The sequence below is a fragment of the Methylobacterium sp. E-046 genome (assembly GCF_022829625.1).
In the GTDB taxonomy this organism is placed as follows: Bacteria; Pseudomonadota; Alphaproteobacteria; order Rhizobiales; family Beijerinckiaceae; genus Methylobacterium; species Methylobacterium longum.
The window spans coordinates 1-25,084 of the sequence record NZ_JAKSYP010000176.1; the positions used below are offsets into that span (position 1 = coordinate 1).

The 25,084-nt window shown below is 70.6% G+C and carries 18 protein-coding genes; 6 read left to right on the forward strand and 12 right to left on the reverse strand.

All coding sequences use genetic code 11. From position 1 onward, the window contains the following. On the reverse strand, window positions 1-1,007 hold a 1,007-nt coding region (locus MKK82_RS16965; protein ID WP_243986321.1), incomplete at its 3' end, for a hypothetical protein. Between the two features lie 1,141 nt (window positions 1,008-2,148). Between MKK82_RS16965 and MKK82_RS16970 the strand changes: the two genes are divergently transcribed. Further along, complete coding sequence (locus tag MKK82_RS16970) at window positions 2,149-2,982, forward strand: ArsA-related P-loop ATPase (RefSeq protein WP_238287156.1); 834 nt, start codon at window positions 2,149-2,151, stop codon at window positions 2,980-2,982. Beyond that, entirely contained in the window at window positions 2,979-3,386 is a 408-nt protein-coding gene (locus MKK82_RS16975) for a hypothetical protein (protein WP_238287158.1), read from the forward strand. The genes MKK82_RS16970 and MKK82_RS16975 overlap by 4 nt, the downstream gene beginning before the upstream one ends. 16 nt (window positions 3,387-3,402) lie before the next feature. Here the strand turns inward: MKK82_RS16975 and MKK82_RS16980 are convergent, their stop codons facing one another. The 5 genes from MKK82_RS16980 to MKK82_RS17000 all read right to left on the reverse strand — a co-directional run bounded on the left by MKK82_RS16980 (window position 3,403) and on the right by MKK82_RS17000 (window position 11,444). Next, a complete protein-coding gene (locus tag MKK82_RS16980; protein WP_238287159.1) occupies window positions 3,403-4,446 on the reverse strand; it encodes a cytochrome-c peroxidase in 1,044 nt (347 codons plus the stop codon). Window positions 4,447-4,588: 142 nt separating this feature from the next. Then, entirely contained in the window at window positions 4,589-6,670 is a 2,082-nt protein-coding gene (gene pbpC, locus MKK82_RS16985) for a penicillin-binding protein 1C (RefSeq protein WP_238287376.1), read from the reverse strand. A 129-nt stretch (window positions 6,671-6,799) separates the two neighbouring features. After that, window positions 6,800-7,015 carry a hypothetical protein gene (locus tag MKK82_RS16990; protein ID WP_238287160.1) on the reverse strand — a complete coding sequence of 72 codons (216 nt, stop codon included), beginning with the start codon at window positions 7,013-7,015 and terminating at the stop codon, window positions 6,800-6,802. Between the two features lie 610 nt (window positions 7,016-7,625). Beyond that, window positions 7,626-11,039 (reverse strand): acyl-[ACP]--phospholipid O-acyltransferase, encoded by a 3,414-nt coding sequence (locus MKK82_RS16995; RefSeq protein ID WP_238287161.1) that lies wholly within the window; start codon window positions 11,037-11,039, stop codon window positions 7,626-7,628. 144 nt (window positions 11,040-11,183) lie between these two features. After that, window positions 11,184-11,444 (reverse strand): hypothetical protein, encoded by a 261-nt coding sequence (locus MKK82_RS17000; protein WP_238287162.1) that lies wholly within the window; start codon window positions 11,442-11,444, stop codon window positions 11,184-11,186. A gap of 181 nt (window positions 11,445-11,625) precedes the next feature. Here MKK82_RS17000 and MKK82_RS17005 point away from each other — a divergent pair, with 181 nt between their 5' ends. Beyond that, window positions 11,626-12,636, forward strand: a complete 1,011-nt coding sequence (locus MKK82_RS17005) for an SDR family oxidoreductase (RefSeq protein WP_238287163.1) — start codon at window positions 11,626-11,628, stop codon at window positions 12,634-12,636. 58 nt (window positions 12,637-12,694) lie between these two features. After that, window positions 12,695-13,579: an MBL fold metallo-hydrolase gene (locus MKK82_RS17010; RefSeq protein ID WP_238287164.1), complete on the forward strand. Its 885-nt coding sequence runs from the start codon at window positions 12,695-12,697 to the stop codon at window positions 13,577-13,579. Between the two features lie 43 nt (window positions 13,580-13,622). On the opposite strand, the gene MKK82_RS34220 is transcribed toward MKK82_RS17010, so the two are convergent. The 4 genes from MKK82_RS34220 to nthA all read right to left on the reverse strand — a co-directional run bounded on the left by MKK82_RS34220 (window position 13,623) and on the right by nthA (window position 18,317). Beyond that, window positions 13,623-16,067 carry a methyl-accepting chemotaxis protein gene (locus MKK82_RS34220; protein WP_243986322.1) on the reverse strand — a complete coding sequence of 815 codons (2,445 nt, stop codon included), beginning with the start codon at window positions 16,065-16,067 and terminating at the stop codon, window positions 13,623-13,625. Between the two features lie 626 nt (window positions 16,068-16,693). Then, a complete protein-coding gene (locus MKK82_RS17020) occupies window positions 16,694-17,017 on the reverse strand; it encodes a nitrile hydratase accessory protein (RefSeq protein WP_238287167.1) in 324 nt (107 codons plus the stop codon). Next, window positions 17,014-17,673 (reverse strand): nitrile hydratase subunit beta, encoded by a 660-nt coding sequence (nthB, locus tag MKK82_RS17025; protein WP_238287169.1) that lies wholly within the window; start codon window positions 17,671-17,673, stop codon window positions 17,014-17,016. Before nthB ends, MKK82_RS17020 begins: the two co-directional genes overlap by 4 nt. Further along, window positions 17,670-18,317, reverse strand: coding sequence for a nitrile hydratase subunit alpha (gene nthA, locus MKK82_RS17030; protein ID WP_238287171.1), 648 nt, complete (start codon window positions 18,315-18,317; stop codon window positions 17,670-17,672). Before nthA ends, nthB begins: the two co-directional genes overlap by 4 nt. Window positions 18,318-18,522: 205 nt before the next feature. On the opposite strand from nthA, the gene MKK82_RS17035 reads away from it, so the two are divergent. After that, entirely contained in the window at window positions 18,523-19,227 is a 705-nt protein-coding gene (locus tag MKK82_RS17035; RefSeq protein ID WP_243986323.1) for a sigma-70 family RNA polymerase sigma factor, read from the forward strand. A gap of 451 nt (window positions 19,228-19,678) precedes the next feature. After that, complete coding sequence (locus tag MKK82_RS17040; protein ID WP_238287175.1) at window positions 19,679-21,370, forward strand: methyl-accepting chemotaxis protein; 1,692 nt, start codon at window positions 19,679-19,681, stop codon at window positions 21,368-21,370. Between the two features lie 544 nt (window positions 21,371-21,914). Here MKK82_RS17040 and MKK82_RS17045 read toward each other — a convergent pair. Together MKK82_RS17045 and MKK82_RS17050 are read right to left on the reverse strand one after the other, a co-directional pair. Continuing rightward, window positions 21,915-23,309, reverse strand: coding sequence for an amidase (locus MKK82_RS17045; protein WP_243986324.1), 1,395 nt, complete (start codon window positions 23,307-23,309; stop codon window positions 21,915-21,917). A 5-nt stretch (window positions 23,310-23,314) separates the two neighbouring features. Continuing rightward, window positions 23,315-24,916 (reverse strand): ABC transporter substrate-binding protein, encoded by a 1,602-nt coding sequence (locus tag MKK82_RS17050; protein WP_238287179.1) that lies wholly within the window; start codon window positions 24,914-24,916, stop codon window positions 23,315-23,317. Window positions 24,917-25,084: the final 168 nt, after the last annotated feature.

The following is a 25,084-nucleotide window of genomic DNA, read 5'->3' on the forward strand; positions in this document are numbered from 1 at the left end:
CCCACGTAGTACAGGGCCAGGAAGGCCGCCAGGGCGGCCCCGTACCAGGCGGGTGCCAGCAGCGCCTGCCGGGCCCGCACCGGGACCCGGGCATCGTCGGCGGCGATCCCGAGCAGCACCACGATGATGCCGGAATGCCCGATCGCGTCGACCTTGCCGAACTCGAAGACCGCCGAGACGAAGATCGCGGCCAGGATGATCGCCGCGCTGCGGCGCACCAGGGGCGTCCAGATCAGCGCGAACGCCAGGGTGAACTCGATGACGCCGGCGGCCTGCATGAACAGCGCGGGCGTGGCGCCCAGGGTCATCTCCGGCTTGGCCGCCAGCAGCGGATCGGTCCATTGCGGGTAGGCCCACTTCTCGATGGAGGCCCACATCAGCGTCACGGCCGCGGCCCAGCGCACGAGGTCGAGGGGGCGGATGCCGAACGGCGCGAGGTCGAGGCCGCGCAGGATCAGGTAGGCGGCCACGCCCAGGAACACCGGATAATCGGCGAGATGGAAGACGCCGTACTGCGCGGTGGCGAACGCGAAGAGGAAGACGAGGCCGAGGCCCGTGACCGGCATGGTCCGGCGCCAGATCAGGCAGGCCGCGAGCGCGAGCTGCAGCCACGATATCCAGGCCACGTCGGTCTTGAGTTCCGGGGTGAGGATGATGCCGCCCAGGCTCCACAGCGAGACGAAGAAGAAGCCGAGGGTGCAGCGGACCAGCAGCTCGGTGTCGGTCCGGATCCGCGTGGTCACCCGGTCGAGGGCCCGGAGCAGCGCGCCGCCCAGCGGCGTGCCCTCGGCGAGGCAGCCCAGCATCAGGCAGACGAGGGCGAGGCCGGTGAGCCACTCGAAATCCGGGCACAGCACCTGTTCGAGGCCGCGCGGCTGACCGGCCACGTCGTAGGCGCAGAACCATTTCACGTGCGCCTCGGCCGCGCCCGTGGCCGCGAGGATCGACAGGCCCGACAATCCGAGGGCGCAGCCGCCCGACAACAGTTTGTGCTTGGCTGTAGGCATCGGGACCTCGTCGCGGCTCAGCGACACCGTGGTTACCGAGCTATTTAGATATCCTGATCCGTGTTTAGCCAAGGATTTATTAACGAATATGAGTGAAAGGTTAACGCTGTGAATCCCGTGTAGGACCTGTGCCCCCTCCGCTGCTGCACGCGGACCGGCCGGACTGTCGACACTTCTCCTCCTTCCGCCTGCCGGCGACCGATCCGGCTCCGGGCACACCTGCGAATCTGTCCCTGCGGCGGCGCTCCGCGGTTCCCCTCTCCTCCACGGCGAGGCGACGGACGCCGCCGCGCTCCTGCCGTCTCCGCAGCATGCCTGGGAGGATGCGGAACGGCGCGCAGGAATTGTGTGATCCGGAAGCGCAGGCCGGGCAGAGCGTGCCAAGCGCGCCGACGCCTGCGTCGATGTCCGGGCGGGACCGGTGAACGGCGCAGACCCTTGAATGACGGACGTTGGGCCGACGGCCCGCGCGCGTGGGTGCGGGCGGCACCGATGATCGCCCCGTGCTGCCGCAGCCGGTATCGGCCCTACGTTCCCTATGCAGGCCGTGCCAACGACGGTGGCGAATATGATGTAATTCTCATTATAAATTCCGTATAAGTTGGTTTATATCCTATTGTTGTGACCTATAATGCGCAATTGTTTTGTAATTGATGAGTATATATCGGCCAATATAACCCAAGATTCCGTGTTCATATCTGTTAATATCCATGATCTACTCTTCCATCGTGCGGGTCGACTCGGGTTTGCGGGCTTGATTCCCGCGCTGATCTGAGCAGAGTCTTGATGCTCTCGGTTGAGGCTGGGTGACATCTTCTGCGCCAAGTCTTCGGCGGAAGGTCAGCAGCAAGGGCGGACGGTGGGGCAGAACGAGAATCCGATTCCTGAAGCCCGGGCCGCCGCGCGGGTGCAAAGTCTCGTCCATCCGCGCGCGTTCGGCCGCGCGGTTCCGGAGGGGCGACGCGTCCCGTCGCGAGCCGACCCGGCGGGGCCCCGGCCGCGCCGGGCAAGTCTGCGCCGCCGCTGCGAACCGCCCGGCACCGTGCGCTCCGCGTGAGCCCTGAACCCCTGCAGATCCGGTTCCGCCCGCGGCGAGCCTGCGCGCCGGCCGGCCCCGCATCCATCAGCAAGGAGACACCCCATGACCGACGATGTGCAGACCAAGGTCCCGGCCTGGTACAGCCCGGACGAGATCCAGGACATTCAGCGCGACCTCCTGGGCCACGCGGCGAAGATCCTCGTCCTCTGCCTGGGCGGCAAGGGCGGCGTCGGCAAGACCACCATCGCCGTGCAGGTCGCCGATCTGTGCGCGGAGGTCGGTCCCGTCCTGGCGATCGACACCGATCCGGCGAACCGGCACTTCCACACGGCGCTGATGCAGGAGACCGGCCCCGGCAGCGACACCTTCGTTCCGCGCCGGACCGGCACCACCTGCTTCCGGCAGCGTCTACGCGCGGAGGACAGCACCGGCCGCGTCGACCCCACCCTGTGTCAGGACATGATCGAGCGCGTGGTCGAAGCCGCCGAGCGCTTCGTGGTCGTCGACTTCCCGGCCGGCGACACCGAGACGACGCGGCGCTGCACCGAGATCATCGTGGAGAGCTGCCGCGAGGCGCATGTCCGCCTCGCCGTGGTCGTGGCAGCCGGCGCCGTCGATCCCACGGCCCTGGAGGTCCTCCGGGAACTCCGCCCGATGCTGATCGAGTGCGACCGGGCGATCCTGGCCAAGAACACCGCCCAGGCGACCAATTTCGACTATCTCGAATCGTCCGACCTCGTGAAGGCGCTGCGCAGGCAGCCGAACTTCCGCGTCGTCGAGATCGAGCGGATCGGCGAACGCCTCATCGAGGCCCTGCGCGTCCAGCACATGACCTGGCAGACCCTGGCGAACGGCGCACCGATGCGGCTGCGGGTTGAGGGCCGGCGCCTTCGGCGCAACTTCCACACGGCCTGGCGGGACGCCCTCCGGCCGTGACCAACCTCGAGCGGTTCTACAGGTCGGTCCACGGCCGCGACCTCCAGCCGTGGGAGCGCCAGCTCGCCGTGCGGATCGCGGCCGCCCTGAACACGACGACGGACGACGACTTCGTCCTCCACCTGCTCCTCGTGTACATGTCCACCAACGCCATCACCAACATGTACAACGAGCTGGTGGCCGCCCGGAACACGCTCGCCGAGGACAGCCGGGATCTGGTGCAGGCGCTCGCGGGCGACCTGCGCCGGAACCGGCTGATGACGTACGTGCTGCTCGGGGTGGCGGGTCTCAGCCTCCTCGGGAGCATCTGGACCCTCGCCACGGTCCAGAGCCTCCCGCGCGACACCGCCGCCTCCGTGCAGCGCGGCCCGGCCGCGCTGCCGTTGGGGCTGGGCGGCCGCTGAAACGGCCGACGCGCCGTCACGGCGCCGGCGGCAGTTCCGCGAACGAGACGGTCGTGAGGTCCTGGCCCGTGCTCGTCGAGAGCGTCGCCAGGAAGGCGAGGAGATTGGCCCGCTCGGCCGCCGAGAGATGCAGCGGCTTGATCGACCGCGACCGGCTCGGGCGCTCGATGCCGCCGCGATCATAGAGGTCGATGACGGCGTCCAGCGTCGCCACCGAGCCGTCGTGCATGTAGGGCCCGCGCCGGCCGACCTCGCGGAGGGTCGGCGTCTTGAACGCGTAGGTCAGGGCGACGGAGGTCGGCTTGAGGCGGCCGCGGCCGGTATCGGTGCCGACGCCGACGCCGATGTCGTGGAACGAGTTGTCGGTGAACGACCAACCGGAATGGCAGCCGGCACAGCCGGCCCGGCCGTTGAACAGGTCGAACCCCGACTTGGCCGCCTCGCTGATCGCGTCCTCGCTGCCGGCGATCCACCGGTCGAAGGGCGCGGCGTCGGCCACGATCAGCCGCTGGAAGGTCGCCAACGCCGCTTCCAGCCGTTCGCGGGTGACGTCGGGATCGGAGAAGGCCGTGGCGAAGGCGGCCGCGTAGCTCGGGTCGGCGGAGAGCCGCCCGAGGGCATCCGGCATCGGGAGGTTCATGTTGCCCGGTGCCGTGAGCGGCATCGCGGCGACCGCTTCGAGGCTGTGGAACTTGCCGTCCCAGCCGAGCGGCCCGTCCTGCCACGCGATGTTGAGGAGCGTCGGCGTGCGCAGGTCCATGTCGCCCTGCTGGCGCGTCGCCGCGCGGGCGCGGCCGTCGCCCCAGGCGAGGTTCGGGACGTGGCAGGTGGCGCAGGAGCGCGTCCCGTCACCCGACAGGATCGGATCGAAGAAGAGGCGGCGGCCGAGTTCGGCCTTGGCGGGCGTGTAGGGGTTCTCCGCGGGGAACGGGATCGTGGCGGGCGGGCGGTACGTGGCGCGCCAGCCATCGCGGCGCGGATCGGCACCGTCGCCGACACCGCCGCCCACGCCCACAAACCCGAGGAGCACCGCCATCGCGGTGCCGACCTTCCACGCCATCACCGACCTCACGGATCACGATTAGACCCCTATTCGTTGATGACCTGTGAATGTCCGCATGAATACACCGGCTTCGATGGCTGTCCGTGGATGCAAAGACGCGCCACCGCCAAGCTTCGCGGGAAAGATCGACGCCGTCGGGCTACTCGATCCGAATGGAAACGCTGTCGCTCGCACCCGTTGAATCCAGGACGGAGATGCGCGCGAAGCCGGCACCGTTCGGGCACCACTCGGCGCGCCGTCGCAATGTCTGTACGACCGGCTGACCGTCGACCATCCACGTGAGCGGCGGGACGCCGCCCAGGGCCTTGAGGGCCAGGCTCCCATCCTCGGCCGCACCGATCCCGCCCGCGACGAGGCCGAGGTCGATGCGGGCGCCGTCCGGCGGGTAGGCGATCCGGAGGGCCGGGCCGGCCGCGTCGGAGGCCTCGCGCCGCAGGCGGCGAAGCGGCGGCGGCAGGCCGCCCGGCCCGGCCGCCAGCACGTCCCGCGGCTGCGGAACCGGCTCGGGCTCGGTTCCCAGGCGCGCGAAGGCGTCGAACAGGATCGGCGCGGCGACCGTTCGGCCGACGAGACCCGGAACGGCGGCGCCGTCCGGACGCCCGGCCCAGACGACCACGGTGGTGTGCCGGTCGAATCCCGCCGCCCAGGCGTCGCGGTAGCCGTACGAGGTGCCGGTCTTGTAGGCGATGCGGTTCGGCAGGGCGTTCTCGGGCGGCGGCGTCCCGCGCAGGATGTCGGCGACGTACCAAGCGGAAACCGGTTCGGCGACCCGGCGCTCGGATGCGGTCGCCGTCTCCCCGGCCCGGCGGAGGAGGTCCGGCACCGACCCGCCTCGGGCGAGGCCGGCATAGAGGCGCGCGAGGTCGGTGAGGGTGATGCCGAGGCCGCCCAGCGCCACGGGCAGACCAGGCGCCGCCTCGCGCGGGAGCTGAATCCCGGCGCCGGCGGCGCGCAGCCGCGCGATGAAGCGCGCGGGCCCGACCGCGTCCATCAGCTCGACCGCCGGCACGTTGAGCGAGAGCTGCAGGGCCCGCCGGGCCGTGACCGTGCCCTGGAAGCTCAGGTCGAAATTCTCCGGGGCGTAACTCGCCGAGAAGCGCGCGGGGCGGTCCTCCAGCAGCGTCTCGGGATGCGCCAACCCGTCCTGGAACGCCATCGCGTAGACGAACGGCTTGAGGGCCGAGCCGGGGGAGCGCACCGCCAGCGTCATGTCGATGGCGCCGCGCCGCCTCGCATCCAGGTAGCCGGCGCTGCCGACCTGGGCCAGCACCCGCCCGTCGCGATTGTCGACGACGAGGATGGCGGCCGAGAGATCCGGCCCGGACGCGGCCGCGCGCTCCGTCGCCAGGGTTTCCAGCCGCTCCTGCAGGCGGGCGTCGATCGCGAGCCGGATCTCCGGGGCGCCCGGGTCGGCCGCGAGGGCCTCCTCGGCCGCGTGTGCGGCCAGCATCGGGAACGGACGCCGGGCCGTCGGCACGGGTTCGGCCCTGGCGGCCTCGACCTCGGACCCGGTGAGGAGACCTTGAGCGCCGGCGATTTCGAGGACCCGGTCACGGGCCGCCCGGGCGCGTTCCGGATGGCGGTCGGGCCGGCGCGTCTCCGGCGATTGCGGGAGGGCGACGAGGAGCGCGGCCTGCGCCGCCGTCAGCCGCACCGGTTCCCGCCCGAAATAGGCGAGACTTGCCGCCCGCACGCCCTCCAGAGGACCGCCGTAAGGGGCGAGTGCCATGTAGAGATCGAGGAGACCGGCCTTCCCGAGCCGTCGCTCCAGCGCGACCGCCCGCACCATCTGGCGGAGCTTGGCCTCGAGGGTGCGCCCGCTCCGGGGCTCGACCAGCCGGGCCACCTGCATCGACAGGGTCGAACCGCCCGAGACGATGCGGCCCCGCATCAGCCACTGGCCGGCGGCGCGCAGCAGCGCCGCCGGATCGATCCCGGGATGACGTGCGAAGCGGCGATCCTCGTAGGCGAGCAGCATCGCCCGATAGCGCGGATCGACCGAATCGGCGGTGATCGGCAGGCGCCAGCGCCCGTCCAGAGTCGCGAAGGGGCGCAGGAGTGTTCCGGACCGGTCGAGCACCACCGTCGAGCGCGCGGCGGCGGCGGCGAGGTCGAGCGTCGGCAGGGCGGCGGCGTATCGCCAAGCCACGCCGGCGCCTGCCGCCAAGAGCGCGAGCAGGGCCGCGCCCAGGCACGCGCCCAGGCGCGCGACGCGGCGCATCCGGGTCGTTGCCACGCGGCGATCGAGCCCGTCCTGCAGCACGCATCCTCCCGATCCGGCACTGGCCGGCGGCCGACGCAGGATCCCCCGTTCCCGCGCGGCCGACAAGTCCAGGATGCGTCCGTGAGTCTACGCCGTGCCGACGCCCCGCAGGTGGCTGAAGTCCGGTCGATCGGGCCGGGTCGGGCGCGTCGGGAAGGGTACGACGTTCGACGGCAGTACGCTCGCCCCGGTCTCAGGGGCTGGCGCGGCTTTGCGGTTCTTGTCGAGTTTCGTCCAGCGCTCGATCCGCTTGAAGTAGGTCCGCCGTGCGAGCCAACCGGGAATTCGCTTGCCCTTCGCCATGATCAAACCCCTCTCGATGCGATCCCCCGATAGCGTTCAGTCCGCGGATCCGGTCGCGCCCCCGGATCGAATCAGAACTGTATCCGTGATACGAGCGGATCGCCGGGTGGGCCGCATCCCCTGTTTGGGTGATGCCGCGGCGAGCGCATTTCAGCGTGGCCCGGGACGAATACGGAAAGGCCCGGCGGATCGCGGCCGGGAGGTTTCGAAACGCGGGGGCCGTCCGATCGGATCCCGGAATGCCGGCCTCTCGCTGGGCCATCGCTTCGGGGACGACCGTCCCAGAACCGAGGGCGCGCTCTGCTTCCCGGGACGCCGGCCCCGGCTCCATCGCCGCTTCGTCCGTCCTGGGCTTCGCAGGCAATCCCGGATCCGACGGGCCAGGCCGGAGGCGGGCGATCCGGAGCCACGGGGCAAGGTCGGGAACGGTCAGCTCTCGATCCCGGGCCGCTGCACGGTCCGGCGATGACGGGTCGAATGCCCGGCGGCGCGAGGCCGGTGCGCCCGGGCGCCTGACCGTCCCGGATGCGAATGCTCCGGCTTCGGCGCCGGCCTGGCGCGAGGAGCATCGCGATCGGCCGATTCCGAGATCACGCGCCCGGGCAGGCTCTCACGCCGCCGCGCTCTCCTTCGCCCGCTCCTGCGCGAGCTTGGTCACGGCCACCTGATCGACCTTGCCGGTGCCCAGCATGGGGATCGCCTCCAGCACCACCACCTCGGCGGGGATCGCCACATCCGAGGCGCCGCGACCCTTGGCGAAGCTCTGATAGGCGGCCCGGGTGGCGGCCGTCTCCTGCGTGAACAGGACCAGCCGCTCGCCCTTGCGCGGATCCGGCACCGCCGCGACCGCGGTCGGACGGTCGGGCCACAACTCGGCGGCGAGTGCCTCGATGCCGGCGAGCGACACCATCTCGCCTGCGATCTTGGCGAAGCGCTTGGCCCGGCCCTTGATCGTCACGAAACCCATCGGGTCGATCGCCACGATGTCGCCGGTGTCGTGCCAGCCCCCCGGCGGCGGCTCGAGGAGGCCCGGCTTCTCGGCCCGGAGGTAGCCCAGCATGATGTTGGGCCCGCGCAACGCCAGGCGGCCCCCCTCCTCGATCCCCGGCACCGGCTCCAGGCGGGTCTCGATGCCCGGCAGGATCCGCCCCACTGTGCCGAAGCGGTTGAACATCGGCGTGTTCAGCGCCACCACCGGTCCGCACTCGGTGACACCGTAGCCTTCGAGGATGCGCAGGCCGAATTTCTCCGCCCAGGTCCTCCGGGTCGACTCCTTCACGGCCTCGGCGCCGGCCACGACGTAGCGCAGCGAGCGGAGGTCGTAGGAATGGGCCGCACGGGCGTAGCCCGTGAGGAACGTGTCGGTCCCGAACAGGACCGTGCTGTTCGAGCCGTAGATCAGTTCGGGCACGATCCGGTAATGCAGCGGCGACGGGTAGAGGTAGACCGGCACACCCGAGACCAGGGGCAGGACCAGCCCGGCGGTGAGGCCGAAGGCGTGGAACACCGGCAGGACGTTGAACACCTTGTCCATCGGTCCGAAATCGATCCGGGCCCCCACCTGCGCCACGTTGGCGAGCATGCAGCGGTTGGCGAGCACCACGCCCTTCGGCGTGCCCTCGCTGCCCGAGGTGAATAGTACCGCGCCCGGATCCTCGCCCGCGCGCGCCACCAGGGGGCGGCGGGGGGCGAGGAAACCCCGGATCTTGTCCCCGGTCGTGATGCTGGCCCGCACGTCCTCCAGGTAGATGAGTTCGACCGAGCCGCGGATCGCCTCCACGAGCGGGCCCAGCCGCCCCTTCTCGATGAAGGCCCGGGAGGTGAGGATCTTGTCCACCTGCGCCGCCCGGCAGGCCGAGAGGACGTTGGCCGGACCGGACGAGAAGTTGATCATCGCCGGCACCCGGCCTGCCGAGGCGAGGGCGAACAGCGTCACCGCGGCGCCGTTGGCGTTCGGCAGCATCAGGCCGATCCGCCCGCCGAGGGGCGCGAGCGGCATGAGCTTGCGGCCGAGGATGTTGGCGCCCATCACGAGGCGGCCGTAGGTCAGCCGCCCGCCGACCGGGTCCTCGAGGGCGTTGCGGCGCCAGCCGTGGCGCTCGCCGGCCTCGATCAGAGCGGCCATCAGGCCGCGGTCGATGTCGGTCGTGCGAAAGACGAGATCCGACATGATGCCGTAGAGGGCCGCCCCCGCCGCCTGCCGCCGGGCCTTCCCCTTGAGCGCCGGGTCCACGGCGAGGCGCACCGGCGGCATGACCGTCACGATGACCTTAGGCCACCAGCGGCGCCGCACCTGCCGGCGCGACAGGCGCGAGAAGGCGGTGCGCTCCAGCCCCTCGATCTTCACCGGCACGACCATGGCGGCCGACTTGTCGGCGATCAGCCCGGCGCCGTCATAGACCTTCATCAGGCTGCCGGTGACGGTGAGCCGGCCCTCGGGGAAGATGATCAGGGTCTCGCCGGCCTTGACCGCGTTGATCAGCGTCCGGGTGGCGAGGGGGCGCGTCGGGTCCAGCGGCATCGCCTTGGTGACCCGCAGGAAGGGCCGCACCCACCAGCGCTGCGCGATGCCGCTGTCGATGGCGAAGACCGGCTCCTGCTCCAGGAGAGACAGGGCGAGCGGCGCATCGAGGAACGAGACGTGGTTGAGGGCCACGATGGCGTTCGGCCCGGCCGCCGCGATGTTGTCGAAGCCGCGTACCTCGAGGCGGTAGAAGGCCCGGAACAGGATCGACAGGGCGTCGCGGAACGGGCTGGTCGGCAGGGTCGCGAACACGATCGCGCCAACGATCAGGTTCAGCACCGCCACCACGGCGAGCAGGCTCGCGATCGACAGGCCCGCCCCCTGCAGCGCCGCCAGCGCCAGGGTGCCGGCCACCATGAAGGCCGCCGTCATGACGTTGACGGCGCCGATGATCCGCGCGCGCATCGCCTTCTCGGCCCAGGCCTGCACGGCCGCGAAGGACGGCACGATGTAGAGGCCGCCGGAGATCGCCAGACCCAGGAAGTCGATCCCGGCGCGCAGGCCGTGACCGGTTTGGAGGAACGCGAACGGGCCGATCGGCTCCGCGGGCGGCGCCGGCAGGTGGCCGATCGTCCAGGCGAGGTCGAGGCCGAACAGGCCCATCAGCACCGCGCCGACCGGCGTCGGCAGCAGCACGATCCGGCCGCTGGCGAGCCACGAGGCGAGGCCCGATCCCACCGCGATGCCGATGGAGAACAGGGCGAGCAGCAGCGTGATCACCGTCTCGGTGCCGTTGAAGGCGCCGCGCACCAGCACGGGCAGCAGCGACAGCACCACGACGCCCACGAGCCAGAACCAGCTCACCGTGAGGGACCCGCGCCACAGGCGCGTGTCGGCCCAGAGGTCGCGCAGCAGCGCGTAGGTCGAGCGGGCGACGTTCGGGTCGACGCGCAGGTCCGGCGCACCCTCCCCGGTCGCCGGGATCATGCGGGCGGAGAGCCAGCACAGGATGGCGAAGCCCATCACCAGGGCGGCGAACAGGAGGCCGGAGCCGCCGATCGCGGAGGCGGCGCCGGCCGCGATCGTCCCGAGCAGGATCGCCAGGAAGGTCGCGGCCTCCACCAGGGCGTTGCCGGCGGGCAGCTCCTCGCGGCGGAGGTGATCCGGCAGGATCCCGTACTTGATCGGGCCGAACAGCGCCGCAATCGTCCCGAACAGGCCGAGGGCCACGAACAGCACCGGGATCGAGTGCAAGAGGAAGCCGAGCACCGCGGTGCCGGCCGCGAAGATCTCGGCGAACTTGAGCCGCCGGGCCATGAGGGCCTTGTCGTACCGGTCGGCCCACTGGCCGCCGAGGCCCGACAGGATGAAGAACGGCCCGATGAACACGGCGCTCGCGAGCGTCACCAGCACGCCCGCATGGGCGTCCGCCTGGCCGCCGATCCCGAACAGGATCAGGAAGGCGAGCGCGTTCTTCAGGAAATTATCGTTGAATGCCGAGAAGAACTGGCACCAGAACAGCGGCGCGAAGCGCCGCGCAGTCATCAGGCTACGGAACATGGCGATCTCTCGGTTCCGAACCTGACTGGCCCACGAGAGACGGTCAGGTCAAATCGGACCGCGGCGAACGCACAGGGATCGCGGGCGCAGAGTTACCGCACCGTGTGGACCGGCACCGCGTCGCGGGACGACCGGCCGGCCTCCTCAGGCCTTGCGGGCCAGGCGCCCCCGCCGCCCGAGGGCGGTGCCGGTGCGCCGGGCGATGGCGGCGCGCAGGGCGGCGCCGCAATCGTAGGACCAGTAGACGTGCGCCGTCAGGGTCGTGACCACGAAGAGCACGGCACCGGCCGCGCAGAGCGGCAGCAGCAGCAGGAACGTCAGGACCATCCCCACCGCGGTCCGCTCGGCCAGGGAGGCCTGCGGCCAGGGATCGATCGGCAGGGAGAAGCGTCGTCCGGTGCGCATGGCTTCGACCCCCGGTGGTTCGGCCTGTCGCGAATCAGGAGGTCAACAGCCGGCATCCTCCGACGTTGCGTCCCGCGAGCCGAAATCGCCCACCCCGTGACGTTCCGGCTCGGTGCGAAGGCGCAACCGCGGGCGCCGAACCGTGTTGCCGCTTCGGTCGTTCAACGGTTTCGAGGTGAGTATGGCACGGGTTGCGGTCGTTACCGGAGGCACCGCCGGCATCGGGCTCGCCACGGCGCATGCCTTCGCCGCGGGGGGGTGGTCGGTGGCGGTGATCGCGCGCGATCCGGATCGTCTCGCCGCGGCGGAGCGGGCGCTCGCCGCCTATGGCCAGCCCGTCCTGGCGATCAGCGCCGACGTCGCCGACCCGCAGGCCGTCGACGCGGCCGCCGACCGGGTGGAGAGCGAACTCGGGCCGATCCGCGCCTGGGTGAACAACGCCATGTCGACGGTCGTCAACCCGGCCGACCAGATCACGCCGGACGAGTATCGGCGGGTCACCGAGACCACCTATCTCAGCCAGGTCTACGGGACGCTGGCGGCGCTGCGCTTCATGAAGCGGCGCAACCGCGGCGCGATCATCCAAGTCTCCTCCGGCCTCGCCATCCGGGCGGCGCCCCTGCAGGCGCCCTATTGCGCGGCGAAGTTCGCGGTCTCGGGCTTCACCGACGCTCTGCGCTGCGAGTTGCTCCACGACCGGGTCGATGTCAGCCTCAGCGTCGTCTACCTGCCGGCGGTCAACACGCCGCAGTTCAATTGGGCGCGCAACCGGACCGGCCACCGGCAGTACGCCCCCGATCCGGTCTTCGACCCGCGTCTCTGCGCCGAGGCGATCCTGTATGCCGTCGAACACCCGCGCCGCGAGGTCTGGGTCGGGCGCTCGTCGATGATGATGGCCGCCGCCCAGGCCCTGGCCCCGGCGCTCGCCGACCGCAAGGCCGCCTCCATGTGGTCGGCGCAGCTCTCCGACGAGACCATCCCCGAGATGGAGGGTAATCTCTTCGAGGCCGTGCCCGGCCCGGTCGGGATCGACGGCCGCTTCCTCGGTCGGACGAAGGCGAGCCGGGCCGAGTTCTGCACGAGCCGCACCCGCGACCTCGTGGTCGGCGGCCTCGCCGGTCTGGCGCTGATCGGACTGGCCGGAACCGTCCACGCCGCCCGCTCGGCCCGCCGCCTGCCCGGACGGACGTGACGGCTGCGTCCGAACGCGCAGCCTGTTACACGAGCCGCCCCGAGGAAGGTCCGAGACGATGCCCGGCTATCTGCCCTTCGCGGGCGCCCTGAAGCTGCCCGCCTATACCTGCGACAATTGCGGGTTCTGGCAGCGCCACTTCGAGGTGCCGCCCGCCTGCCCGATGTGCCTCGACGCCCGCCACGTGGTGCCGCAGGACGGCTGGCGCTTCCGCACCGCCCGGGAGGCGCAGGACGCCTTCCCCTGCCACTGGCGGGAGCTGGAGCCAGGGGTGTGGCGCTTCTGGAACGAGCCGGTCAGCGGCATCGGGCCCTCCGCCTACCTGATCCAGACCGAGCACGGGAACATGGGGTTCGAGGGCTGCCCGGTCTTCAGCGAGGCCGCCCTCGACCAGATCGAACGGCTCGGCGGCATGGCGGTGCTCTCCGCCTCGCACCCGCATTCCTACGGAGCGCTGCCGCAGCTTCAGGACCGCTTCGACCCGGAGCTGTGCTTGGCCGCGGCCGACTTCACCTGGAGCGCGGCCCTGCAGGTGAGCTGGCCCTACGACGACTTCCTCGAACCCCTGCCGGGCCTGGAGCTGCACCGCACCGCCGGCCATTTCGACGGCCACGCGATCCTGTACGACCGGGCCCGGAAGATCTGCTTCTGCGGCGACGCGCTGAAGTTCGAGCTCGACCCGGCGGATTTTCGCCGGGCGACCACGATCTCGGCCCACAAGGCCTTCGTGCGCGGGGTGCCCCTCACCCCGAGCGAGCTGCGCCGCTACCGCGACGTGTTCGAGCGCCTCGACTTCGTCCAGACCTGGACGCCGTTCGAGCCCGCGCGCAATTGCGGGCGGCCGGAGGTGCTGGCGCTCCTGGACCAGTTGATGAGCGGCCGTTCCCACGCCGCTCCGGTCCCCCTCGACGGGCTCAGGGCCGAACGGACGGATCAGGGCTGAGGGCCATCGGCCGGCCGGCGGCCGAGCCCCGGAGGCGGCGGTGTCAGGCCGCCCTGGCGTCCGCGGCCGATTGCATGACGCTCGCGACGATGTCGAAGGTCTCGGACCACGCCTGCCGCAGCTCCGGCGAGAAATCCGGACCCAGGCCCTGTTCGAGGGTCCACAGCAGCGCGGCACCGACCGGTTCGAAATGGGCCGCCACGGTGCCGTAGGCCACGTGCCGACGCCCGAGTTCCGTGACGGCCGCCACGAAGGCCTCCGGCGTGTCCAGATTGGCGACCGCCAACCCCAGCATGGCGATCAGCTTCCGCTTCTGCGCGGTCATGTCCGCGGGGAAGAGCCTCCGAACCGGCGGGGCGAGCTCGAACAGGCGCGCGTAGAACAGGTCGGCGGCCGTGTCCGCGATCAGCTGCACCTTCGCGAAGCTGTTCCGGACGAGCATGACCTGCGACGCCGAGATCGCGTAGGAGGCGCGGACGTTGGCCAGGAACCGGCCGACCTCGGCGGTCAGATGGTCGGCTTGCCGTGACAGCGCGGATGCGGCGCCGAGCACACGGCTCGCCGCCGCCCCCGTCGCCTCGGCCGCGCCCGCCACGCCCGCGATGGTGCTGGTCACCGCCCCGGTGCCGGCGGCCGCCTGGCCGACATTGCGCACGATCTCCTGCGTCGCCGCGCCCTGCTCCTCGACCGCCGCCGCGACGCTCGCGGAGACGCCGTTGATCTCGCGGATGCGCGCCGTGATCGCGCCGATCGCCGACACCGCCCCGCCGGTGGATGTCTGCACCTGCGCGATCTGACCCGAGATCTCGTGGGTGGCCCTGGCGGTCTGCTCGGCCAGCGCCTTCACCTCGGCGGCGACCACCGCGAAGCCGCGTCCCGCCTCGCCGGCACGGGCCGCCTCGATGGTGGCGTTCAGGGCCAGCAGGTTGGTCTGGCCGGCGATCGCGGAGATCAGCCCGGCCACGTCGCCGATCCGGCTGACGGCCCGGCTCAGATCCTGCACCCGCGCGCCGGTCTCGTCCGCTTCGCCGGCGGCGGAGCGGGCGAGCTCGGCCGAGCCCTGGACCTGCCGGCCGATCTCCTGGACCGACGAGCCCAGTTCCTCGGCGGCCGCCGCCACGGTGCTGACGTTCGAGGCGGCCTGCCCGGCCGCGATCGCCACGGTGGACGATTGGCTGGCGGTCTCGGCGGCGGTGGCCGTCATGGTCTGGGCCGCGAGGTGCAGCTCCAGGGCCGCCGCCGAGACATGGCCGATGATCCCGCCGACCGCGGCCTCGAAGGTTTCGGCCATCTGGCGCATGCCGGTCCGGCGCTGATCCTCTGCCGTGCGGCGCGCGTCGTCCGCATCGGCTTCGAGCCGGCGCGTGCGGATCAGGTTGTCCTTGAAGACGTGGACGGCCGTCGCCATCGCACCGATCTCGTCGCTGCGCCCGAAACCGGGGATTGTCGTCTCCGCCGCGCCCTCCGCGATCGCCCGCATCGCGCCCGCGAGGCGCACGATCCCGAGGGCGACGCGGAAGTGGATGATCCACGCCGCAGCGATCGAGAGCGCCGAGGCCACGAGCGCGATCCCCAGGAAGATCCGGAAGCGCATCGTCGCGGCCCGGGCGCGCAGGCCGGCCTCTTCGCCGACGGCCTTCATGATGGCGATGGCGGTCTCGTCGATCAGCACGAGGCCCATGACCTGCCCCTGCTGCCAGGTCTTAATCTCGTCGTCGGCGGCGGCGGGCGTGGTGGTGCCATCGACGACCGTGCCGATGAGCTTCGTGCGCAGGTGATTGAACGGCCCGTCGAAATACCCCTCGCTCGCGGTGCGATAGGCGGCGGTCACGGTCGCGGGCACGTCCGTGGCGGACAGGATCTGTCCGGCCATCGTCCAGGCGGTCGCAGCGCGCATCCGGGTGGCCCGGACCGTGTCGCGCTCCCCGTCCGTCGCGGGCTTGCGCATGACGAGCGCGTTGTAGGCCGTGGCACCCTCGGTGCCGCTGTTCGTGCGTGCCAGCCAGATCGCCGCGTTGGCATCCAGCAGCGATCCCGTGCTCGGATCGAGGGTGCGGATCTGCTTCTCGAGAAGTGCGGCCGCCGCCTCCAGCCGCTTCGTGATCTCCGATCCGAGTTCGGCGACGCGCGTTCGCAACCTGTCGTCGCGTTCCGCGATCGGCATCCCGAGGGCGCCGTCGAGATCCGGACGCAGGCTCTTCCAGGCGTCGATCCGCTCGACCAGATCACGGCCCGCCAGCTGGACGGCAGGATCGGGACTCGCTGACAGAGCCGCGATGGCGGCCGCGACGCTTCGATCGAGCTGCGGGCGCCGGCCCGCGATGAGGTCCTTGTGCTGCGCGCGGTTCGCCTCGGGATCTGCCGCGAGAGCCACGCCGCTGTAGCCCCACTCGAAGCGGAAGTCGGTCCGGCTCAGGAACAGGCTGCGATCCGTCTCCGCGTAGGTCACCACGGTCTGCGCCGCCGACGATTGCCGAATGCTGGTCACGAATTCGTATATCGGGTTGCCGACTGCCAGCAAGCTCAAGATCGATGTCAATGTTATCAACACCATGCGAATTGATGGACGCAGCATCGGTCCCGTCTTGTCTCGAGCGAGTCGTAACGATCTCTTTCATATGAGGAGACTTGATGTCAAAAATATCTCGCAGATTGCGATCTTATTTATAAACTTGAATTGTAAATACAATCGCATGTATTCGGAGCCGAACAAAGTACAAAATCTGTATTATAGGATCATAGGATTCTTGTATTCCGTTCCGTGGTATCGGCTCGCAGCGAATACGGGGATCGCTTCCGGGGTGCGCCGCGCATCTTGCGGCTCTCGTCTCGCGACGCGCTCGAGGCCGGCGGCGGCGACCAAGCGACCGGGACCGCATGCCTGTCGCCGTTGCGATCGAAGGCGGCCCGCGCAGGTCTCGGCCTACGGAGGTTGATGGCCTGAGGGGCTGCCGCGGCCGTCCCGTGGGGATGCATGTCTGCGCCCTCCGCCGCAGCTGCCCCCACCTCGGCGAGAGCCGGAGCGTGCCCGCGAACCAGGGCCCGCGGACCCTGGTCCACCGAAGCGCGACCGGGGATCGCCGCCGGGCGCGTGCATTCTTCGACGCACCGCGTCTACGGGCGGTAGAGCGGATCGTTCTCCAGGCGGATCGGCTGGCCGTGGGGCGTCGCCGCGGCGGCCCGCAGGAAGGCCGCGGTGCGCGCCGACACGGTCTCGGGTCCGGCCACGCCCCGCTCGGCCAGGATCGCCTCCAGCGTCGCCAGCCACGCGCCGTAATCCGCCGCCCGTTCGGGGGCATCCCCGGGACGGATCTCCCGGCCGAGGCGATCCGTCCATTCCGACCACGTGAACAGCCCGGCCTCCTGCAGGGAGACCACCAGGGCGAAGACCTGTGCCTCCCAGGGCGCCGCAAAGGTGTTCGGCGAGGGTTCGGTCACGCGGGATCCAGGTAGGGTTCGAAGGCTGCCACGGTGACGACGCCGCCCGGATCGCCGCTCTCGCCCCACAGCTCCTGCGCGGTGAAGGCGACCGTGTAGAGCCAGGTCGGGTTCTCGCCGGTGCGGTAAGCATTGGTATCGGGGAAGACGTAGACCCCGTCGGTGCGCACGATCCGGCCGCGCTTGCCGCGCACGTAGCGCGGCAGCCTCGTATGGCCGGTCGGGTGGATATTGCGGGCCACGATTCTGTCGCCCACGGCGAAGCGGGCGGGGGCATCGGCGGCGCGGCTGCTCGGGAAACCGGCCCGGAAGAGCGCCTCCAGACCCTCCCGGGCCAGGACCCGGGCGACGGGCTTGGCCGGCTCCGCGGACCTGCCGGTGGCGATTTCGGACGGGGTCGCCAGTCCGGTGCCGGCGACCTGCTTTTCCAGGGCCCGGAGCCAGATCTCGTAATAGCTCGATCCGAGGTACTCCGCGGGCGGCAGCGACTCGCGGTTGGCGCGGCTGCCGTCGAGGTTCCAGGCGCCGGTGTAGCCCATGGCCATCGCCAGGGCGAAGACGCGGCGCTCCCACGCGGCGTGGAAGACCGGCTCGTCCGGCTCCGGCGCCACCGGCCCGAAGCCGTGCGCGCCGCCGAGGTCCTGGGCGCCGTTCATACCGGCATCTCCGCGGGCGTGGCCGGGATGCCCCTGGGCAGGCCAGTGCCGATCATCGCATCGCGCGTCACCAGCGCGGCGAGCGCCTCCTCGGAGAAGCTCGCGGTTTCCGCCGGCCGCATCGGCAGGACCATGTAGCGGGTCTCGGCGGTCGAATCCCAGACCGTGATGCGGGTGGTCTCCGGAAGGGTCACCCCGAACTCGGCCAGCACGCCGCGGGGATCGATCACCGCCCGGGCCCGGTAGGGCGGCGCCTTGTACCAGACCGGCGGCAGGCCGAGCACCGGCCAGGGGTAGCAGGAGCAGAGGGTGCAGACGACGAGGTTGTGGGTCTCCGGCGTGTTCTCCACCACGACCATGTGCTCGCCGCCGCGGCCGCCGATGTCGAGCTCGGCGATGGCCGGCGTGGCATCGCTCAGGAGCCGCGCCCGGTAGGCTGGATCCGTCCAGGCCCGGGCCACGACGCGGGCGCCGGCATGGGGGCCGACCTTGGTCTCGTAGAGTTCCACCAGGGCATCGAGGGCGGCCGGGTCGACGTAGCCCTTCTCGGCGAGCAGGGATTCGAGCGCCCGCACCCGCGCCTCGACGGGAGAAATCTCGCTGCCGTGGTGATGATGCGCATCATGCGCGTGGTCGTGGCCCATCCAACTCTCCCGGCGATGCGCATCATGCGTCACCGCGCGTTCCGTCGCCGCCCCGCGACGACAGCTATATCAACCGATGCCGCCCGAAGGCGATACGCAAAATACCCGGGCGAAGTCGGGAGCGTTTGGCATCGGTTCAGAATTATGCAGGTACTCGCATTAGACCCGTTCCAGTATACCAGGACGGAGGGGTCAGGATACGGTCATGATCGATGACGCTGCCATGCCGACAGCCGACGCGGGGGCCAGCCCGAACGCGGACGGCTACGCGACGGTGATCGGTCAGCACCTCGCCCTGCCGATCCGCGAGTATTTCCAGATCGCGGAACGGGAGCCGCTGCCGGCGCATCTCGATGCCCTGTTGGCGCGGTTCGAGGCGGCGGTCGCTGCACATGGTCAGGTCGTGGCCTTCGATTTCCGCGGCGACATCATCCGGGCATTGCCGGCGCTGCGGTCCTTCGCGCTGTCGCTGGTGGGCGACGTGAGCCGGGCCGACGACCTCGTGCAGGAGACCTTCGTCAAGGCCTGGGCCAACCAGCAACGGTTCCGGCCCGGGACCAACTTCACCGCGTGGTTGTTCACGATCCTGCGCAACCAGTTCTACTCGGATCTCCGCAAGACGCGGCGCGAGATCGAGGACGTGGACGGGACCCACGCGAGCCAGATGACCAGCCTGTCGGACCAGGAGGATGCCAGCACCCTCAAGGTTGTCTGGGAGCGGCTCGGCGATCTCCCGGCGGCGCAGCGGCAGGCCCTGCTCCTGGTCGGCGCCGAGGGGCACACCTACGAAGAGGCGGCGACCAAGCTCGGCTGTCAGGTCGGCACGGTCAAGAGCCGGGTCAGCCGCGCCCGGTCTTCGCTCCTCGACACGCTCGGGGTCGTCGTCGCCGGGCAGGCCCCGGCGCCGTGAAGGCAGGGGTCTGATCGGACCCTGTCCGCCACGGCAGGGAACGAGGCGCCGACGGCCGTCCCGGGCACGGGTCTGCATCAGGGGTTTCGGACAGTGGAACCGGTGCCTGCGCCGGACGGTCGTCCGGATCGATCGAACGCGGCCCCATAACCGGCGTCTCGCGGGACCGGCTGCGATCGGGGCATGCGGCATGGCCATCGCGACCGCTGCGCCCCGTATCCGGGATCGACCGTGCGCGAGGCACGTCGTCATGCCGGAACGTCTCGGGCCCTGGCCGGCCGCGATCCGGTGCATCGAGGCCGGCGGGATGCGTCCGGTCGTCGACTCGGGTGCCGACCATGCCCCGCTGTATAGCAGTTTAATGTCGCTTTAAGGTTGTAGTCTGAGAACAGATCGTCAGTCGCGATGGGACCGTGCTGATATTCGCGCCTGTTCCCGTGCTGCCAATCGGATGAACCTCCTCAAAAACCTGAAGCTCCTCGGCAAGCTCGCGATCCCGGTCGCGATCCTGATCGGCGTGGCGCTGAGTATGGTCTTGCTGGCCCGTGCCAAGCTGAACACGCTGGATCAGAACACCCACGACATCGTCGAGATCAATGCGGCCCGTGCCATCCGGGTCCAGCAGCTCGCCTTCGCGGTCGACGAGATGACGATCCGCGACAAGAACGTGATCATCGAGACGGACCCCGCCGTGCTCGCCCGGCAGGCCAGCCAGTTCGAGGTGAACAAGCGCGAGGCCCTGGCGAAGGCCGATGAACTGATCGCCTTCAGCGGGTCGCCGGAGCGCCGCGCCGTGAACGCGGCGATCAAGGACCAGCTGGTGGCGTATGTCGCCTCCGTCGAGAAGGGCATCGGCCTCGGTCTGCGGGGCGACAAGCGGTCGGCCCTGGAGATCTCGGCGAACACCAGCCGCGTCGTCCGCCTCAAGCTGATCGACGAGCTCAACGCGCGCATCGCCGCCAACCTGCAGGATCTCAAGGACGCGGAGGACAACGCCTCCGCGGTCGCCGCCTCCGCCACGATGACGCTCACGATCCTGGCCGCGATCGGACTGCTCTCCGCGACCGGCCTCCTGGCCGCCATCGCGGGCTTCGGCGTCGCCCGGCCGCTGAACGGAATGGCCTCCGCCATGAGCCGCTTGGCGTCCGGTGACCTGGACGTTCCGGTCATCGGCACCGAGCGTCGGGACGAGGTCGGGTCGCTCGCCCGCTCGCTGCAGGTGTTCAAGGAGAACGCCCTTCAGGCGCGTACCCTCGCGGCTGCCCAGGAGGTGGAGAGCGCGGCCAAGATGCGCCGCGCCAACGCTCTGGACAGGCTGACCCGGGCCTTCGAGGACAGCGTCTCGGTGCTGACCCAGGGCCTCGCCGGGGCCGCCACCGAGATGGAGGCGACCGCCCGCGCCATGACGGCCACCGCCGAGGAGACGACGCATCAGAGCGTTTCGGCGGCCGGTGCCGCGCAGCAGACCTCGGCCAACGTGCAGACGGTGGCCGCGGCCAGCGAGGAGATGTCGGCCTCCGTCGCCGAGATCGTGCATCAGGTGAGCCAGTCGTCCCGCATCGCCGGTCAGGCCGTCGAGACCGCTCACCGGACCGACGCGACGGTCCAGCGGCTGACCGGAACCGCCGAGCGTATCAGCTCGGCCGTGTCGCTGATCACCGACATCGCGAGCCAGACCAACCTGCTGGCCTTGAACGCCACCATCGAGGCGGCCCGGGCCGGCGAGGCGGGCCGCGGCTTCGCCGTGGTGGCGACCGAGGTGAAGGAACTCGCCGGCCAGACCGGCCGGGCGACCGGCGAGATCGGCGAGCGGATCGCCGAGATCCAGGCCGCCACCCGGGAGGCGGTGTGCGACATCCAGGAGATCGGGCGCGTCATCGGCGAGATGTCGGCCTACGCGGCGAGCATCGCGGCCGCCATGGAGGAGCAGGGCGCGGCGACGCAGGAGATCACCCGCAACGTTCAGGAAGCCGCCCGCGGCACCGAGCAGGTCACCCACAACATCGGTTCGGTGCGGACGGGCGCCGGCCAGACCAGCGCCGCCGCCACGCAGGTGCTCGGCTCCGCGCAGGAGCTGGCGCGCCATGCGGAGAGCCTGACCCGGGAGGTCTCCACCTTCCTGGCCGGCGTGAAGGCGGCCTGAGCCGGCGCTTCATCTGCCCCGTCCTGCCCCACCAGGAGCCCGCCCGGCAATCGCCGCGGCGGGCTGCTTCATGGCGCACGCCCCTCTCGATCCCCTGCTCCTCCGGGGTCGCCATGAACCGGCAACGTCCGCTCTCACCAGTCCCGCGCGAGGTTTCGGAGGCGAACTGGACCGGCAACGGCGATCCCGCCGCCCCGGGGTCAATCGCTGCACAAACGGCAGAACGCTGGCTGACCGAAGAAGAAGCAGCCGTTCTATCAGCCGCCGCGCTTCAAGCGCGTGATCAACTTGGCTTCTGCTGCCGCGGCCGGCATCGACCTGCCGGCAAGCCGCGTCGCGCGGGCCGACGAATTGATCGCATGAGCGCCGGTCCGCCCGGCAGGGTGCCGGAAGGCGGATCGTCGCGGTTCAATCGCCTGGTTCAGGCTCCCATAGCCGAATCCCGGGTCCGCCGGCTTCAACCGCCCAGCTCGCCGCACGGCACGTCGCTGTCCTCGCGCCGACGCCGCAGGGGCGTCCACGCGAGAGCGGCGAGCGAACCCTGTCAGCCGATCGGCGGCCGCCGCAGGTGCCAGTCCGTCACCCGCTGGTAGGCCTGCCCGATGCGCAGGGCCATGGCTTCGTCGTAGCCCCGGCAGACGATCTGGAGCGAGAGCGGCAGCCCGGTGGCGGTGAAGCCGTTCGGCAGTGAGAGCCCGCACAGGTCGAGCAGGTTGCCGAACCGGGTGAAGCGGGACGGCAGGTGCGCCTCGTCGACCTCCGCGAGCGCCACGGCCGCACATTCCGTCGTCGGTGTCAGCAGGGCGTCGATGCCTTCGACCGCCGCCGCATAATGCAGCTTCATCGCGGCGCGGCGGTGCAGCGTGGCGAGGTAATCCTGGGCCGGGACCTGCGCGCCGGCCAGGATCCGGGCCCGCACCGCATCACCGAGCGGCGCGGACGGATCCTCCGCCAGGGCGCCGTTGACGAAATAGGCCTCGGCGTTGGTGATCTGGCTCATCGCCACGCAGTCGCTGAACCGGAACGGCAGGGCGACGTCGACGATCTCGGCCCCCTGCCCGGCCAGCAGGTCGAGGGCCGCGTCGTAGGCCGCCAGCATGTCCGCGGCGACGCCCTCGCGTTCGGCGGCCGGCATGCGGCCGAGCCGCAGGCCGCGCACGCCGCGGTTCAGGACTGGCCAGGGCGCGTCCGGTGCGATGCCGCGGGTCGTCGGGTCGCGGAGATCGGGGCCGGAGATCGCCTCGTACAGGAGCGCGACGTCCTCCACCGTGCGGGCGAGCGGGCCGGGCGTGTCCAGCGTGGTCGAGAGCGGCACGATCCCCCAGGTCGAGACGCGCCCGACCGTCACCTTGAGGCCCGTCAGCCCGCAGAAGGCGGCCGGCAGGCGCACCGATCCGCCGGTGTCGGTGCCGATGCCCCAGGGCGCCATCCGGGCGGCCACGGCGACGCCGGTGCCGCTGCTCGACCCGCCCGGCGTGCGCGGGGTCTCGGGATCCCAGGGGTTCCGGGGCGTGCCGAGATGCTGGTTGGTGCCCCAGCCGCCATAGGCGAACTCCACCGTATGGGTCTTGCCCAGCACGATCATGCCCTGGCCGATGAGGCGCCGGGCGATCGTGGCCGTGCGCGCGGCCCGGCGTGCGCGGTGGGCCGCCGAGCCGCCCATGGTGATCCGGCCTTCGAGGTCGATCAGGTCCTTGAGCACCACGGGCACCCCGTGGAGCGGTCCCACCCCGTGCCCCGACCGGATCGCCCGGTCGGCGCCCTCGGCGGCGAGGCGCGCGTCGGCGGACAGGACCTCCGTAAAAGCCTGGAGCTTCGGTTGCAGCCGGTCGATCCGGCCGAGCAGCGCGTCCACCGCGTCGACCGGGGAGAGCGTCCGCGCCTGGATCGCGCGGCCGAGTTCGGCGGCGGAGGCGAATGCGGGATCGATGTCGGACATGGATCTTACTGCACGCTGACGAGGGTGAGATCCACGAACCAGGATTGCGGCGAGACGAAGCCGTGGATCTTCTTGGACATCCCGCGGGGATTGAGGTCGTGGACGACGAACAGCCAGGGCGGATCGTCCACGAGGCGCTCGTGGGCGGCTTTGGTCTGCGCGTCGATCACCTTAGCGTCGGTGGTCTCGGCGAGGGCCTTCAGGGCCGCGTTGAACGCCTCGTCCTTCCAGGTGGGGAAATTGAAGCCGTTCGGCGGAAGCCGGTCGTCCGCGAAGTAGCGGGCCATGACGGCGACGTCCGAGGAGGGGGAGGAGACATTGAGCGCCATCGAGCCCTGGAGGCTCGGCGCGTCCGGCAGCGCCCGGCTGGAGTTCAACAGCACCTGCCATTCGACCACGTTGAAGGTCACGTCGACGTTGCAGGCCTGCTTGAGGTTCTCCTGCAGGTACTCGTTCATCGGCATCGGCAGCATCTGGCCGGAGCCGGAGGACGAGATCATCACCTTGAAGCTCAAGGGCTTCTTGTCGGTGAAGCCGGCCTCGGCGAGGAGCGCTTTCCCCTTGGCGGCGTCGAACGTGTAACGGTTCTTCGGCGCGCCGAAATTCGGGTCCCTGTCGTTGAGCCAGCCCGAGGCCGGCTCCGCCGTCCCGTTCAGCAACTCGACGATGCCGGCGCGGTCGATGCAGTAGTTCAGGGCCTGCCGGACGCGCACGTCCTTCAGCGGGCTGTCCTTGGCGCCGATGTTGAAGAAGTACGGCCAGACATGCGGGTACGAGCCCGTGGTGATGGTGAAGCCCGCCTGTTTGAGCGACGGAATCGCGTCGGGCGCCGGCACCTCGATCCAGTCGACCTGACCGGATCGCAGCGCCGCCACCCGGGCATTCGCCTCCGGGATCGGCATCAGCCGGACCTTGTCGACCTTGGCCTTCCGGTCCGGATCCCAGTAGCCGTCGTTCCGGGCGAGATCGACCGCCTCGCGCGGGGCGACGCGGGTGATCTTGAACGGTCCGGTCCCGGCCGCCGGCAGGGCCGCCACCTTGCTCCAGTCGCGCCCCGCCTTCTCGAAGGAGGTCGGCGAGGTGAACAGCAGGTAGACGACCATGTAGGGGAAGTACGAGGCGGCCTGGGTGGTGGTGATCTGGACCGTGGCGTCGTCGATCTTCCGGTAGCTGCCGACCAGCGGTGCCCGGGCGCGGGTGATGCCGGCGCCCTGGGCCTCGAATTGCGGGCTGTCGTTCCTGTAGTAGCGGTCGAGGTTCCAGATCACCGCGTCGGCGTTGAAGGGAGTTCCGTCATGGAACAGGACGCCCTGACGCAGGTGGAAGGTCCAGACCGCCTTGTCGTTCGGATCCTGCTCCCAGCGCTCGGCCAGGGCCGGGACCAGTCCGGCGAGCTGGGTGGTGCTCTTCAGGTCCCACTGCACCAGCCCCTCGAAGATCGGGTAGCCGAGGAAGCGCATGCCCTCGAAGCCGTTGTTGGGCATGCCCGTGGTCGTCGGAATGTCGGTCGCCGTCATGGCGATGCGCAACACGCTCTCGGCGCTGGCCGGTCCCGTCAGGACGACCGTTCCGGCGAGGGCGGCGACAATCAGGCGGCGAACTGTCATGGGCTTCCATTCGTCGAGGCTGCGGCGCGGCAACCGCGACTCCTGCGCGAATCCCGTGCCAGTCAGGAGTCTAGGCCCCGCTTCAGGCGAAGAGGAGGTGTCAGGCTCCGCCCCTTGCGCGTCGCGTCGCCTGCGCCACGATAATAAAAAATTCGAGTCGCCGGCCAG